The following is a 13,144-nucleotide window of genomic DNA, read 5'->3' as shown; positions in this document are numbered from 1 at the left end:
CAGCAATTGAAAAACAGTATACTTAGTAATGAAATTAGACAGAAAAGAAATTCTTAAAGCATTAGAAACCATTACTATTGCCGGAGAAGGAAAAAACATGGTAGAAAGCGGTGCTGTTAGCAATGTAATCACTTTTGGAGATGAGGTAGTAGTTGATTTGGTGCTAAATACCCCGGCGATGCATATTAAGAAACGTGCAGAGGACGATATTAAAAAAACAATTCATAACCTTGTTGCTGCTGAAGCCAGGATTAAAGTCAATATAAAAGTAGAAGTTCCGGAAAAACCGGAAATCAAGGGGAAAGCCATTCCCGGAATTAAAAATATCATTGCTGTTGCTTCCGGAAAAGGAGGAGTAGGGAAATCTACTGTTACCGCTAATTTAGCAGTAAGTCTGGCTAAAATGGGATTTAGTGTTGGTGTACTTGATGCCGATATCTACGGTCCTTCAATGCCAATTATGTTTGATGTTGAAAATGAAAAGCCTATTTCGATTCAGGTAGATGGGAAATCAAAAATGAAGCCGATTGAGAGTTATGAGATAAAGATGCTCTCAATAGGATTTTTTACATCTCCTAGTCAGGCCGTAATCTGGAGAGGTCCTATGGCTTCTAAAGCTTTGAATCAGATGATTTTTGATGCTGACTGGGGCGAATTAGATTTTATGTTAATTGATTTGCCGCCTGGAACAGGTGATATTCACCTTTCGATTATGCAGTCTCTTCCGGTAACCGGAGCTGTTGTAGTGAGTACGCCGCAGGCAGTTGCTTTGGCTGATGCCAAAAAAGGAGTTTCGATGTTTATGTCGGAGGCTATCAATGTACCTGTATTGGGAATTATCGAAAATATGGCTTATTTTACACCTGAAGAATTGCCAAACAATAAGTATTATATTTTTGGGCAGGAAGGTGCTAAAAATCTTGCTGAGGATTTAAATGTTCCTTTCTTAGGAGAAGTTCCGATTGTTCAGTCTATTCGTGAAGCCGGGGATTATGGTCGTCCTGCAGCATTACAAACAGGTTCGGTAATCGAAACTGTTTTTGAAAATATAACACGAAATGTGGTTGAAGAAACTGTAGCAAGAAACGAAAGTCTGCCGGCTACAGAAGCAATAAAGATTACTACAATGGCTGGTTGTTCAGCAGTTAAAAAATAATTTAATAGAAGAAAATGACAACAGAAGAATTAACAATTGAAGTTCAAAAGGCGCTTGATGAAATCCGACCTTTTTTAGAGTCAGACGGAGGTAATATCAGTCTTATTTCTATTGAAGATGATAAGCATGTAAAAGTGCGTCTTGAAGGAGCGTGTACTAATTGTAGTGTCAATCAAATGACGCTTAAGGCGGGTGTGGAAACTACAATTAAAAAGTATGCTCCGCAAATAGAAACTGTTGTAAATATCTTGTAAAAAAGGCTGGTTTTGCCGTAACGAATTATTTGCTAAGACTGTTATATATTAAATCAATCAATTCCAAATAGTAAAAATGGATGTATTAATAAAAATCAAAGATAGAGAAGGAGTTGTTCATGAATTACAAGCTCCTACTGATATGGCAATGAATGTCATGGAACTTTGTAAAGCTTATGAATTACCTGTAGAAGGTACCTGCGGAGGAATGGCAATGTGTGCATCCTGTCAGTGTTATGTTCTAAATGATGTGAGTTTGCCGGAAATGGGTGAAGATGAAGAAGCAATGCTTTCTGAAGCATTTTATGTGAAGTCAAATAGTCGTTTAGGTTGTCAAATTCCAATTACGGTTGACTTAGAAGGTCTTGAACTGGAATTAGCTCCTGAGAGTTAAAAAAATCGTTCCAATAAATTAAAATCGGCTGTTTTTCTAATGAGAAACAGCCGATTTTAGTTTTTTAATACAGCAACAGCTTTTGGAAGCAGTCGCTCAGTAAATAAATGATATGCAGATTCTGATGGGTGTAAGCCATCATTGGCTACTAAACTAGTATTATTTAACCCTTGACGGCTAATATCGGTAATATTAAGGAACAGAATTCCATTACTTTCACAATAGGATTTTGCAAAAGCATTATAACGATCAATTTCAGTTGAAATAGTAGCGGGATTGCCATAGCTTTGTCCAAAGGGTGTATAGGCATAATCAGGTATAGAAATCACAATTACATTGGTTTTGTCTCCCTTGGCAAGACTAATAGCTTTAGTTACTAATTCAGGAAATTCTTTTTCATAAAGGCTAAAATTCTTTCGTTGGTATTGATTGTTTACCCCTATCAATAGAGTAACTAAATCGTATTTGGTTGTTGGTTTTTTAGATTCAATTGCTGAGATTAGGTCGTTTGTTGTCCATCCGGTCTGAGCAATTATTTCTAATGAAAAATTATTTTGCAGATTAATATTTCTTAAAGACTGTTTTAATTGTTCGGGAAACCGGCAAGTGGTACATACACTTTGACCGATGGTGTAGCTATCACCCAATGCAAGATAATTTATGGTTCCGGATTGTGTAGGAAGTTCTAAAGAAGAATTATTTACAGGTGGTGGCGGAGCGCTTGATTGCATATTAGGATTTTCACTGCTACAGGCTGTTGTTAGCATATAACTAAAAAACGTAACTATTATTTTTAAGGTCGTTCTCATGGTAATGAAATTGATTTTAATAATAGTTACGTTTTTTTTCTAATCCCGGATTGAAAATTAAGCCATTTCAACTTTCATGGTGATGATTTCTTCGATTGCATCCCACAAATCAATCCTTTTTTCCAGTGCTATAATTGAAACTTCTTCTACTTCTTTCCATTTTTGAGGATCTTCCTCGCAAAGTTCTGTAATCATTTGCATAGCCATTGGTCCGTGCTCGTCAGCATCTAATTCGATATGTCTTTCAAAGTAATATACTAATTTGCTGAGGTCGGTTTCCGGAAACTGTTCCTGAAAATTTTTTAAAATAGCATGAAACATACTCGGAATTAAATCCTCTCTTCCAAAGGTGAATGCTGCTGCAATTTCATGTGGTTTTCCTTCCTCAATCACACGGAAAGTGAAGTCTAAAAAAGCTTTAATATGAGGGTGTAAGTCGCTTTTTTTAATAGCAACAAATATGTTTTGTAAGGATTGAATTTCAGACAGAAAAATTTTAATTTTATTAGTGTCAGCTCCACAGGCTTCCATTGCCTCCACATACATCTCGTAATGACTCTGACGTTTGCCATCAAGTGTTAAATCCGTTTCTTCTGCTAAAACAATTTCATTGATTAAATATCGTGTTTCCGGATTTTTGGTAGCAAACCACGGGGTAGTAGTACAGGTTAGTCGGGATTGTAATGCTTTTAACAGTGACATAAAATCCCATACAGCATACACATGGCTTTCTAAAAACGTGTGTAAGTCTTCGATAGTTTTTACCTTGTTATAAAGCGAATGTTGTAATAAAGCGCTTTTCTGGGATTCAATACTGTTGTTGATATGCTGAATGTTCATTGTAAAATAATTTTGTGTAAAGATAAAAAAGCTGCCACTTATCAAAAGTATTATGCATCGATTTTATCAATACTTTAATAAATGTTTATCTAATATTATTTACGAATTTATTCCGAAATAGGTTTTCTTTATATGTTAAAAATGAAGGTTTATTTAAATGCCGAAATTCCGGTAATATCCATTCCGGTAATTAATAAATGGATATCGTGTGTTCCTTCATAAGTGACTACTGATTCTAAATTCATCATATGTCGCATAATCGAATACTCACCTGTTATTCCCATCGCTCCCAAAATCTGACGCGCCTCACGGGCAATTTCGATAGCCATATTTACATTGTTTCTTTTTGCCATCGATATTTGTGCTGAAGAGGCTTTGCCTTCATTTCGTAAAACGCCCAAACGCCAGGTAAGTAATTGTGCTTTTGTGATTTCAGTAATCATTTCGGCCAATTTTTTTTGTTGCAGTTGCATTCCTGCAATAGGTTTGTCAAATTGAATTCTTTCTTTTGCATAGCGTAAAGCGGTGTCGTAACAATCCATAGCTGCGCCAATAGCCCCCCAGGCAATACCATAACGTGCTGAATCCAGACAGCCCAGCGGAGCGCTTAATCCTGATTTATGGGGTAAAATATTTTCTTTTGGGATTTTGACATTATCAAAAATTAGCTCTCCGGTAGCTGATGCACGAAGTGACCATTTGTTGTGTGTTTCGGGAGTAGAAAAACCTTCCATTCCGCGTTCTGCAATTAAGCCATGAATTCTTCCTGATTCATCCTTTGCCCAAACAATGGCGATGTCTGCAAAAGGTGCGTTGGAAATCCACATTTTGGCTCCATTTAATAGATAATGATCGTCTTTGTCTTTAAAGTGAGTGGTCATGCTCCCGGGGTCGGAACCGTGATTGGGTTCAGTCAGACCAAAACACCCCATGAATTCGCCGGTAGCTAATTTGGGAAGGTACTTTAATTTTTGTTCTTCGCTGCCGTATTTCCAAATGGGATACATTACCAAAGACGATTGAACGGAAGCTGTAGAACGTATGCCGGAGTCACCACGCTCTATTTCCTGCATGATTAAGCCATAGGAAATTTGATCTAATCCGGCTCCGCCATATTCCTGAGGAATATAAGGTCCAAAAGCACCAATGCTTGCCAGACCTTTAATGATTTCTGTAGGGAATGTTGCTTTTTGGGCATAATCTTCAATGATAGGAGAAACTTCTCGCTTGACCCATTCGCGTGCGGCATCACGTACCAGTTTGTGTTCGTCTGTCAATAATTCGTCAAGGTTGTAATAATCCGGTGCTTGGAATAAGTCTGGTTTCATGATGACTTAGTGTAAAATTTATATTTATTAAATCTTCAAGTGTTTTTAGTTTTTTTGAAAACTGGATTTAATGGTGTGTTATAAATTTACATAAAGGATTTTAATCAAACATGAATTAAGTAGTTAAATTTTGATTAAAGAAAATGTAGTTTTACATCTTCAAATAAAAATCTTTTGTCAATTCAATATATTCAGGAGTGTATTGATGACGTGCAGTTTCGATGATTAATTCATCAATTGGAAAGTTAGGGACTTCATTTCGGCTAAAAGCCAAAAGACTGCGCTTGATTTCGGAGGTTGGTGTTCCTTTTACGTGAGTGATTTTTAGGGGATGTAATTCGTATTCATGGGCAAGAGCCAGGAATTTTTCTTCTTCTTTAAAAGGAATAATAACGGAGAAGATTCCGTTTTCAGAAAGTAATAATGCGGCGGCTTCTACCAAATCTTCAAAAGGCATGGCGTCCTGAAAGCGGGCTAAATCGCGTTGTTCATTACTGGATTTATAATCTTCGCTGTAAAAAGGAGGATTGGAAACTATTAAATCGTATTCCTCTTCGGGTTCTTCGACAAATTCGTCTAAACCGGCATGGAAACAAAACAGTCGGTCGTTCCAAGGGGAATTTTCAAAATTGTCTGTGGCTTGTTCGTAGGCGTCTTCATCAATTTCTAATGCATCAATTTGTTCTGCGGTACTGCGTTGTGCTAACATTAAAGCAATTATTCCGGTTCCGGCTCCAATGTCTAAAATATTAAACGGATAATTTTCTATGGGAGTCCAGGCACCCAGTAAAACTCCATCGGTTCCAATTTTCATTGCCGTACGGTCTTGTTCTACAGAAAATTGTTTGAATGAAAACATAAGATTTCAGATTGGAAATTAACGATTTATGATTTCAGATTGTTTTCGAATTAACCGAATAAACACACGAGTAAAGCGAATTGACGAAGTAAATTACCGATTAAACCTTTTAAAGGTACATCTCAATCAATCCTTCCGGTAAATCCATGATGATTTTCTTGTTGTCGCGATCAACTTTAACTAAAAAATGATCAATCATCGGAATGAGAATTTCAGCTCCGTCTTTTAAGACTTCAAAAAGGGGCTGGGCAGTAGTGTCGTTTATAGACTGAATTTCTCCGACATTTCCTAAGCGTTTATCTTCTACTTCAAAGCCAATTACTTCGTGGAAATAGAATTTGTTACCGGAAAGTTTGGGCAGCATGTTTAAAGGAAGGTAGATTTCGTTGCCTAAAAGATTTTCTGCGTCTGCTTCTGTGTTGATGTCTTCAAAATGAACTCTTAGGAAGTCATTTTTATGTAATGAACTGCTTTCAATAAAAAAAGGAACCAGGTGTTTGTTTTGTTGAACAAACACTGATTCCAGATTTTCGTATAACTCAGGTTCGTCGGTGTCAAGATAGACGAGGACTTCACCTTTGAAACTAAATTTTTTAGCGATTTTACCTAAATAGAAACAATCTTCTTTACGCATTTTCGCTTGCTAAATTATGCTTGAGTTTCTTCATTGTTTTCTTCGGCAGCAGCTTCTTCAGCAATAGCTTCTGTTTCTTCTTCTACAGCAGGAGTTGCAGCAGCAATTGCATCAGCTTCAGCCTGAGCAGCTGCAGCAATACGTTTTGCGTTTACTTCTTGTTCTGCTTTCAAAGCTTTGGCTTTAGCATCAGCCTGTGCTTTTGATAAACCATCTTTTTTAGCGTCAACTTTACCAGTTTTAGCTTCTAACCAAGTAGCTAATTTAGCATCAGCCTGCTCTTGAGTTAAGGCTCCTTTACGAACTCCTCCGTCAAGGTGGTGTTTCAATAAAGCTCCTTTGTAAGAAAGAATTGCTTTTGCAGTATCAGTTGGTTGTGCACCATTGTGTAACCATTTCACTGCACTATCCAGGTTTAATTCGATAGTTGCCGGGTTAGTGTTTGGATTGTAAGTACCAATTTTTTCTAAGTATTTACCATCTCTTTTTGAGCGTGCATCTGCAGCTACTACCCAGTAAAAAGGTTTTCCTTTTTTACCGTGTCTTTGTAATCTAATTTTTACTGACATAATCTATAATGATTAAATTTTGAGGTACTCGACCCCGATTAATTAAGGCTGCAAAGATACATTATTTTTTTATATTGCAAATATTTAATTTATCATTTTGATATATAATTATTTAGTGATTTATTTTGCTGCTTTTTTTTATTTTTAGTTGACTGAATTTAGCTTTAATAGTTTATTTTTGTGGGTAAATTTTTTGTTTTATGAAAAAACAATTTTTGTTTGTATTCTTTTCATTAATTTCCTGTCAGGAAGATGTGAAATTCAATAATCCGGCGTTTCAGGGGGTGAAAGATAATGTTTTCTGGAGAGCTGTTCAGACTACAGCCAGAGTAAATTCAGGAGGTTTATTGATTATTGAAGCTTACACGGCAACTGAAGTTATTACTCTGAAAACAAATTCGGTGGCTGTAGGAACATATTTTATTGGCACGACTCCTACAAGTACAGCGACCTATGTTATGACTGATCCGGTAACTAAAGAAGATATTATGTTTTCGTCCGGTTCACTTGGTTCACCTGGTTCTGATACTGGAAATGGTCAAATCGAGATAACAGAATATGATGATGTGAATAAGACTATTTCGGGAACTTTCAAGTTTAATTTAGAAAATACTTTTGATAATCCTTTGGCAGGGCCTACTTTGAACTTTCAATATGGGGTGTTTTATAAAGTTCCGGTAACAGTACAATAATTTATAGCTACTTTGTTGGTTTTTACTTTCTTCTGTGTTTTGTCTGATTTTCTTTTGTTTAAAAAATCAAATAAAAATATAAATAAGCTTATTTATAGTGGGTTATAAAAAAATAAGACTACATTTGTGAGATTATTATAAATAAGTATATATGAATATTTTTGTTGGAAGCCTTCCATTCAGTATTGAGGAAGCAGATTTAAGAGAGTCTTTTGAGGCTTATGGAGCAGTTGATTCTGTTAAGATTATTACTGATAAATTTACTGGAAGAAGTAAAGGATTTGGTTTTGTTGAGATGCCAGTTGATGCTGAAGCTCAAAAAGCAATTGATGAATTGAACGGAGCTACTGTTCAGGGGCGTGCAATTGTTGTTAATAAATCTGAGCCAAAACCAGAAGGTGAAAGAAGAAGTTTTAACAACAACCGCGGAGGTGATTCTCGCGGAGGTTACGGAAACAACCGTGGAGGTGATTCTCGCGGAGGAAACAGAGGAGGATATTAATATTTTTTTCTTTATATAAAAAAAGGGGACAATGTAAATTGTCCCCTTTTTTATTGTATTGTGAAGTGAATTAGATATTAGCAGCTAACCAATCTCCAACTTCTTTTGTACCGTAAGCTTTTCCGCCATTAGCTAAGTCTTCAGTAACAACTCCAGCTTCTAAAGCTTTGTTAACAGCGTCTCTCATTGCTTTTCCTTCTTCCATTAATCCGAAGTTTTCAAACATCATAGCAGCAGATAAAACAGTCGCCATTGGGTTAGCAATGTTTAAACCGGTTGCTTGTGGGTAAGATCCGTGAATTGGCTCAAACAAAGATACTTCAGCTCCCATAGATGCAGAAGGCATTAATCCCATCGATCCTGAAATTACAGAAGCTTCATCAGTTAAGATGTCTCCAAATAAGTTTTCAGTAATCAATACATCATAAGAGTTAGGCCATTGTACCAAACGCATCGCAACTGCATCAACAAATTCATAAGAAACCGTTATTTCCGGATAATCTTTCTCCATTGCCTGAACTGTTTCTCTCCATAAACGAGATGTTTCTAATACGTTAGCTTTATCTACACAGCATAATTTTTTAGAACGAGTCATTGCTAATTCAAATCCCTTTTTAGCTAAACGCTGCACTTCTTCTCTTGTGTAAACACAGTTGTCAAAAGCAGTATCTCCGTTGTCTCTTCTTCCTTTTTCACCAAAGTAAATACCACCTGTTAATTCTCTTAAGAAAACTAAGTCAGTTCCTTCGATTCTTTCTCTTTTTAATGGGGATTTATCTAATAAAGAAGGGAAAGTAAATGTAGGACGTACATTAGCAAAAAGACCTAATTTTTTACGCATTTTTAATAATCCCTGTTCCGGACGTACAGGCGCAGAAGGATCATTATCGTATTTAGGATGTCCAATTGCTCCAAATAAAACAGCATCAGCATTTTTACAAACTTCGTGTGTTTCATCAGGGTAAGGTTCGCCTACAGCGTCAATAGCTGCGGCACCGGTTAAAGCTGGTTTCCATGTGATTTCATGTCCAAATTTTTGTGCAATTGCATCTGATACTTTAACTGCCTGATCAATTACTTCCGGTCCGATTCCGTCCCCTGCTAAAAGTGCGATATTTAACTTCATTATTTTGTATTTATATTAATTTAATTGTTTTTTTTATTTTAAACAGCTACTACATTAAGCATTTTTTGAGTGGCAATGATAGCAGCAACGGTTTGATCCGAGTCTAATCCTCTGGTTTTGAATTCTTTTCCGTCGTTTAACCATGTGATGATGGTTTCGCATAAAGCATCCGAACTACTTCCGGGTGGGATTCTGACTGCGTAATCAACCAGTTTAGGTAAAGTCATTTTTTTTGTTTTATATACTTTGGCTAAAGCATTCATAAAAGCATCAAACTGACCATCGCCTTGAGCATGTTCTTCTATAATTTGTCCGTCAATTTTGAGGCAAATAGTTGTTGAAGGGCGCATTCCTTTGGCGTGAGATAATAAATAGGATTCTACCGTGATTTTTTCTTGATAAGTGTGGCTATCTAAAACATCAGAAATGATATATGGTAAATCTTCTTTGGTAACTGTTTCTTTTTTGTCACCTAATTCGATGATTCTTTGGGTAACCAGTTTTAAATCTTCCTGATTTAATTGCAATCCTAATTCCTGAAGATTTTTTTCAATATTAGCTTTTCCGGAAGTCTTTCCTAAAGCATATTTTCTTTTTCTTCCAAAACGCTCGGGCAATAAATCATTAAAATATAAATTATTTTTATTGTCTCCATCCGCATGAATTCCTGCAGTTTGGGTAAAAACGTTGTCTCCTACAATAGGTTTGTTGGCCGGGATTCTGTATCCTGTAAAAGTTTCGACTAGTTTACTGACTGAATATAAAGAGGTTTCTTTTACTCCAATTTCAATCTCAGGCATAAAATCGTTGATTACAGCAATGGTGCTGGCTAAAGGTGCGTTTCCGGCGCGTTCTCCCATTCCGTTCACTGTAACGTGTAATCCGTGAATACCTGCTTTCAGCGCTTCCATTACATTTGCTACACTTAAATCATAATCGTTATGCGCATGAAAATCAAAATGTATATCTGGATACTTCTGAGTAATTTTAGAAATAAATTCAAAAGTTTCCGAAGGGATAAGTACTCCCAAAGTGTCGGGAAGTAATATTCTTTTTACCGGCTGAGTGCTGATGAAATCTAAATATTGATACACATATTCCGGGGAATTACGCATGCCGTTACTCCAGTCTTCTAAATAAACATTGGTTTCAATTCCGTTTTTATGAGCTAAGGCAATGCTTTCGGATATTTCTTCAAAATGTTGCTCAGGAGTTTTTTTTAATTGGTGTGTAAGGTGATTCAAAGAACCTTTAGTTAAAAGATTTTGAACTTTAGCACCTGATTTTTTCATCCATTCGATTGAAAGCCCTTTGTCAACAAATGTTAAAACTTCAATTTTATTGGCATATCCTTTGGTTTCTGCCCAGGTCATAATTCCTTTAACGCCTTCAAATTCTCCTTCGCTTACGCGAGCCGAAGCAATTTCGATACGGTCAACATGTAATTCTTCCAGTAATAATTGGGCAATGGTTAGTTTTTCTGCAGCAGAAAATGATACTCCTGAGGTTTGTTCGCCATCACGAAGTGTCGTATCCATTATTTCAATTTTTCTTTTTCCCATTATAAATTTGATGCTAAAAAAGGTTTTGATTTCATTAATGTTGAAATCATTATTATGGTGTGTTTTAATAAAACGCTAAAAGCAGCTGCTAGTCACAATCCTGGAAAGGTTGCTTTAGCAGCTGCATTTTTATAGAATACTTTTTGTTTTAGTAAGGCAATTTGTCAGCAAAGCTTACAATCTCTTCTTTGATGTTTTGTAAATAATCAATATCATCAAATCCGTTTAACATATTGTTCTTTTTGTATCCGTTGATATCAAAAGATTCTTTTTCACCTGTAGCTTTTAATGTAATTGTTTGCTCCGGTAAATTGATTTCTAATTCAGTATTAGGATCAGCTTCGATAGCAGCAAAGATTTTTGCAGAAAATTCAGGAGAAACCTGTACTGGTAAAACCCCAATATTTAAACAGTTTCCTTTGAAAATATCAGCAAAGAAAGAAGAAACTACTGCACGGAATCCGTAATCATAAACTGCCCAGGCAGCGTGCTCACGAGAAGAACCCGAACCAAAGTTTTTTCCGCCTACAAGGATTTTTCCGCTGTAAGTTGGATTGTTTAATACGAAATCAGCTTTAGGGGTTCCGTCTCCATTGTATCTCCAGTCTCTAAAAAGATTGTCTCCAAAACCTTCACGTTTTGTAGCTTTCAGGAAACGAGCCGGAATGATTTGATCAGTATCTACGTTTTCTATCGGTAGTGGCACTGCACTACTGGTAAGTATATTAAATTTATCGTATGCCATTTTATTAGATTTTAGATTTTAGAATTCCGATTTTCTGTTAAGAAAATAAACCATGAATAATTAAAACCTTTTTATTTTTAATTCTTTTTTGAAATTGTTATTGCTATTGAAATTCAATTACAATAAATCTCTTGGATCGGTTAATTTTCCGGTAACTGCTGCTGCTGCTGCCATAATTGGAGAAGCTAACAAAGTTCTGGAACCTGGACCCTGACGACCTTCGAAGTTTCTGTTAGAAGTACTTACTGCATATTTTCCAGCTGGTACTTTATCATCATTCATAGCTAGACAAGCTGAACAACCTGGTTGACGCAATACGAATCCGGCTTCGGTAAGGATATCTAAGATTCCTTCTTCTTTAATTTGAGCTTCCACAACGTGAGAACCAGGAACTAACCAAGCCGTAACGTTATCTGCTTTTTTACGACCTTTTACAATTTCAGCAAAAGCCCTGAAATCTTCAATACGACCATTAGTACAGCTTCCTAAGAAAACATAATCAATTGGTTTTCCAATCATTACATCATCTTCTTCAAAGCCCATGTAAGCTAATGATTTTTTATAAGTTTCTTCACCACCTTCAACTTGATTGGCAGCTGGAATATGTTTAGAAATACCAATTCCCATACCAGGATTAGTACCATAAGTAATCATTGGTTCAATATCTTCAGCATTGATATTTAATTCAGCATCAAATACTGCATTATCATCGGTCTTTAAAGTTTTCCAGTATTCTACGGCTTTCGTCCAGGCTTCACCTTTAGGAGCGTGTAGTCTGCCTTCTAAGTAATCAAATGTTTTTTGGTCAGGAGCAATCATACCTCCACGAGCACCCATTTCGATAGAAAGGTTACAAACGGTCATACGTCCTTCCATTGTCATTTCTTCAAAAACATTTCCAGCGTACTCAACAAAATAACCTGTACCTCCTGAAGTAGTTAATTGAGAGATGATGTAAAGCGCAACGTCTTTTGGTTCAACACCTTTACTTAGTTTGCCATTTACGTTAATACGCATTTTTTTAGGCTTTGGCTGCATGATACATTGAGTAGAAAGAACCATTTCTACTTCTGAAGTACCAATACCGAAAGCAATAGCACCAAAAGCACCATGAGTAGAAGTATGTGAATCTCCACATACAATTGTAGCGCCTGGTAAAGTAATTCCGTTTTCAGGACCTACCACGTGTACAATTCCATTTTTTTGATGACCTAACCCCCAGTGAGAAATTCCGTATTCAGCTGCGTTTGTCTCTAAAGCTTTTAATTGATTAGCAGATAAAGCATCTTCAACAGGTAAGTGCTGGTTAATGGTAGGTGTATTGTGATCGGCAGTTGCAAATGTACGTTCAGGATATAAAACTGAAACGCCTCTTGATTTTAGCCCCAGAAAAGCTACCGGGCTGGTAACTTCATGGATGAAATGACGATCAATAAAAAACACATCTGGTCCGTCTTCAATTTTACGCACAACATGCGAATCCCATACTTTGTCAAATAATGTCTTACTCATTTTTTAATTTTTTTTAGTGTATTTCTGTGTTTTGTACTGCCCTGTTTTTGAAGAGGGTGGTAACAAGAACGCAAAAGTATAAAAATGAAATCATGTTTTCAATTAATATTATTGATTATATACGATACCCAAACTTTATTAATAAGATTATAGGCTTTTGTT

General features: G+C 36.2%; 15 protein-coding genes. 5 read left to right on the top strand and 10 right to left on the bottom strand.

The features are described from left to right. The first annotated feature begins 28 nt into the window (after positions 1–28). From ACSV4D_RS06885 to ACSV4D_RS06875, 3 genes are all read left to right on the top strand, one after another. Complete coding sequence (locus ACSV4D_RS06885) at positions 29–1,156, top strand: P-loop NTPase (protein ID WP_408081638.1); 1,128 nt, start codon at positions 29–31, stop codon at positions 1,154–1,156. A gap of 14 nt (positions 1,157–1,170) precedes the next feature. After that, on the top strand, positions 1,171–1,410 hold the full coding sequence (locus ACSV4D_RS06880; RefSeq protein ID WP_408081639.1) for a NifU family protein: 240 nt from the start codon (positions 1,171–1,173) through the stop codon (positions 1,408–1,410). Positions 1,411–1,486: 76 nt separating this feature from the next. After that, positions 1,487–1,804, top strand: a complete 318-nt coding sequence (locus tag ACSV4D_RS06875; protein ID WP_408081640.1) for a ferredoxin — start codon at positions 1,487–1,489, stop codon at positions 1,802–1,804. Positions 1,805–1,860: 56 nt separating this feature from the next. On the opposite strand, the gene ACSV4D_RS06870 is transcribed toward ACSV4D_RS06875, so the two are convergent. The 6 genes from ACSV4D_RS06870 to ACSV4D_RS06845 all read right to left on the bottom strand — a co-directional run bounded on the left by ACSV4D_RS06870 (position 1,861) and on the right by ACSV4D_RS06845 (position 6,843). After that, positions 1,861–2,613, bottom strand: a complete 753-nt coding sequence (locus ACSV4D_RS06870; protein ID WP_439227628.1) for an SGNH/GDSL hydrolase family protein — start codon at positions 2,611–2,613, stop codon at positions 1,861–1,863. A gap of 57 nt (positions 2,614–2,670) precedes the next feature. Then, complete coding sequence (locus tag ACSV4D_RS06865; protein WP_439227627.1) at positions 2,671–3,453, bottom strand: DUF3050 domain-containing protein; 783 nt, start codon at positions 3,451–3,453, stop codon at positions 2,671–2,673. Positions 3,454–3,602: 149 nt separating this feature from the next. After that, the gene (locus tag ACSV4D_RS06860; RefSeq protein WP_439227626.1) at positions 3,603–4,781 is read right to left on the bottom strand and encodes an acyl-CoA dehydrogenase family protein; all 1,179 of its coding nucleotides are present in this window, start codon (positions 4,779–4,781) and stop codon (positions 3,603–3,605) included. Positions 4,782–4,932: 151 nt separating this feature from the next. Further along, positions 4,933–5,640, bottom strand: coding sequence for a tRNA1(Val) (adenine(37)-N6)-methyltransferase (locus ACSV4D_RS06855; protein ID WP_439227625.1), 708 nt, complete (start codon positions 5,638–5,640; stop codon positions 4,933–4,935). A gap of 109 nt (positions 5,641–5,749) precedes the next feature. After that, positions 5,750–6,274, bottom strand: coding sequence for a ribosome maturation factor RimM (gene rimM / locus ACSV4D_RS06850; RefSeq protein ID WP_439227624.1), 525 nt, complete (start codon positions 6,272–6,274; stop codon positions 5,750–5,752). Positions 6,275–6,288: 14 nt separating this feature from the next. Then, the gene (locus ACSV4D_RS06845; protein ID WP_439227623.1) at positions 6,289–6,843 is read right to left on the bottom strand and encodes a 30S ribosomal protein S16; all 555 of its coding nucleotides are present in this window, start codon (positions 6,841–6,843) and stop codon (positions 6,289–6,291) included. A 200-nt stretch (positions 6,844–7,043) separates the two neighbouring features. Between ACSV4D_RS06845 and ACSV4D_RS06840 the strand changes: the two genes are divergently transcribed. After that, on the top strand, positions 7,044–7,535 hold the full coding sequence (locus tag ACSV4D_RS06840) for a DUF6252 family protein (RefSeq protein WP_439227622.1): 492 nt from the start codon (positions 7,044–7,046) through the stop codon (positions 7,533–7,535). Between the two features lie 151 nt (positions 7,536–7,686). Beyond that, a complete protein-coding gene (locus tag ACSV4D_RS06835; RefSeq protein ID WP_408081648.1) occupies positions 7,687–8,037 on the top strand; it encodes an RNA recognition motif domain-containing protein in 351 nt (116 codons plus the stop codon). A 70-nt stretch (positions 8,038–8,107) separates the two neighbouring features. Here ACSV4D_RS06835 and leuB read toward each other — a convergent pair whose 3' ends face one another. The 4 genes from leuB to leuC all read right to left on the bottom strand — a co-directional run bounded on the left by leuB (position 8,108) and on the right by leuC (position 12,982). Continuing rightward, entirely contained in the window at positions 8,108–9,163 is a 1,056-nt protein-coding gene (gene leuB / locus ACSV4D_RS06830; RefSeq protein WP_439227621.1) for a 3-isopropylmalate dehydrogenase, read from the bottom strand. A 38-nt stretch (positions 9,164–9,201) separates the two neighbouring features. Next, complete coding sequence (locus ACSV4D_RS06825) at positions 9,202–10,725, bottom strand: alpha-isopropylmalate synthase regulatory domain-containing protein (protein WP_408081650.1); 1,524 nt, start codon at positions 10,723–10,725, stop codon at positions 9,202–9,204. 148 nt (positions 10,726–10,873) lie between these two features. After that, the gene (leuD, locus tag ACSV4D_RS06820) at positions 10,874–11,470 is read right to left on the bottom strand and encodes a 3-isopropylmalate dehydratase small subunit (RefSeq protein ID WP_408081651.1); all 597 of its coding nucleotides are present in this window, start codon (positions 11,468–11,470) and stop codon (positions 10,874–10,876) included. A 117-nt stretch (positions 11,471–11,587) separates the two neighbouring features. Then, a complete protein-coding gene (leuC, locus tag ACSV4D_RS06815) occupies positions 11,588–12,982 on the bottom strand; it encodes a 3-isopropylmalate dehydratase large subunit (protein WP_439227620.1) in 1,395 nt (464 codons plus the stop codon). Between the last annotated feature and the right edge of the window lie 162 nt (positions 12,983–13,144).

This window comes from Flavobacterium sp. ARAG 55.4, from assembly GCF_051846875.1.
Classification (GTDB): Bacteria; Bacteroidota; Bacteroidia; order Flavobacteriales; family Flavobacteriaceae; genus Flavobacterium; species Flavobacterium plantiphilum.
This window is presented reverse-complemented; position numbering and strand designations above follow the sequence as displayed.

What these genes read in the sequence shown, in the direction of transcription:
- ACSV4D_RS06885 (WP_408081638.1), top strand. Translation starts at nt 29, where the DNA reads ATGAAATTAGACAGAAAAGAAATTCTTAAAGCATTAGAAACCATTACT.
- ACSV4D_RS06880 (WP_408081639.1), top strand. Translation starts at nt 1,171, where the DNA reads ATGACAACAGAAGAATTAACAATTGAAGTTCAAAAGGCGCTTGATGAA.
- ACSV4D_RS06875 (WP_408081640.1), top strand. Translation starts at nt 1,487, where the DNA reads ATGGATGTATTAATAAAAATCAAAGATAGAGAAGGAGTTGTTCATGAA.
- ACSV4D_RS06870 (WP_439227628.1), bottom strand. Translation starts at nt 2,613, where the DNA reads ATGAGAACGACCTTAAAAATAATAGTTACGTTTTTTAGTTATATGCTA.
- ACSV4D_RS06865 (WP_439227627.1), bottom strand. Translation starts at nt 3,453, where the DNA reads ATGAACATTCAGCATATCAACAACAGTATTGAATCCCAGAAAAGCGCT.
- ACSV4D_RS06860 (WP_439227626.1), bottom strand. Translation starts at nt 4,781, where the DNA reads ATGAAACCAGACTTATTCCAAGCACCGGATTATTACAACCTTGACGAA.
- ACSV4D_RS06855 (WP_439227625.1), bottom strand. Translation starts at nt 5,640, where the DNA reads ATGTTTTCATTCAAACAATTTTCTGTAGAACAAGACCGTACGGCAATG.
- rimM (WP_439227624.1), bottom strand. Translation starts at nt 6,274, where the DNA reads ATGCGTAAAGAAGATTGTTTCTATTTAGGTAAAATCGCTAAAAAATTT.
- ACSV4D_RS06845 (WP_439227623.1), bottom strand. Translation starts at nt 6,843, where the DNA reads ATGTCAGTAAAAATTAGATTACAAAGACACGGTAAAAAAGGAAAACCT.
- ACSV4D_RS06840 (WP_439227622.1), top strand. Translation starts at nt 7,044, where the DNA reads ATGAAAAAACAATTTTTGTTTGTATTCTTTTCATTAATTTCCTGTCAG.
- ACSV4D_RS06835 (WP_408081648.1), top strand. Translation starts at nt 7,687, where the DNA reads ATGAATATTTTTGTTGGAAGCCTTCCATTCAGTATTGAGGAAGCAGAT.
- leuB (WP_439227621.1), bottom strand. Translation starts at nt 9,163, where the DNA reads ATGAAGTTAAATATCGCACTTTTAGCAGGGGACGGAATCGGACCGGAA.
- ACSV4D_RS06825 (WP_408081650.1), bottom strand. Translation starts at nt 10,725, where the DNA reads ATGGGAAAAAGAAAAATTGAAATAATGGATACGACACTTCGTGATGGC.
- leuD (WP_408081651.1), bottom strand. Translation starts at nt 11,470, where the DNA reads ATGGCATACGATAAATTTAATATACTTACCAGTAGTGCAGTGCCACTA.
- leuC (WP_439227620.1), bottom strand. Translation starts at nt 12,982, where the DNA reads ATGAGTAAGACATTATTTGACAAAGTATGGGATTCGCATGTTGTGCGT.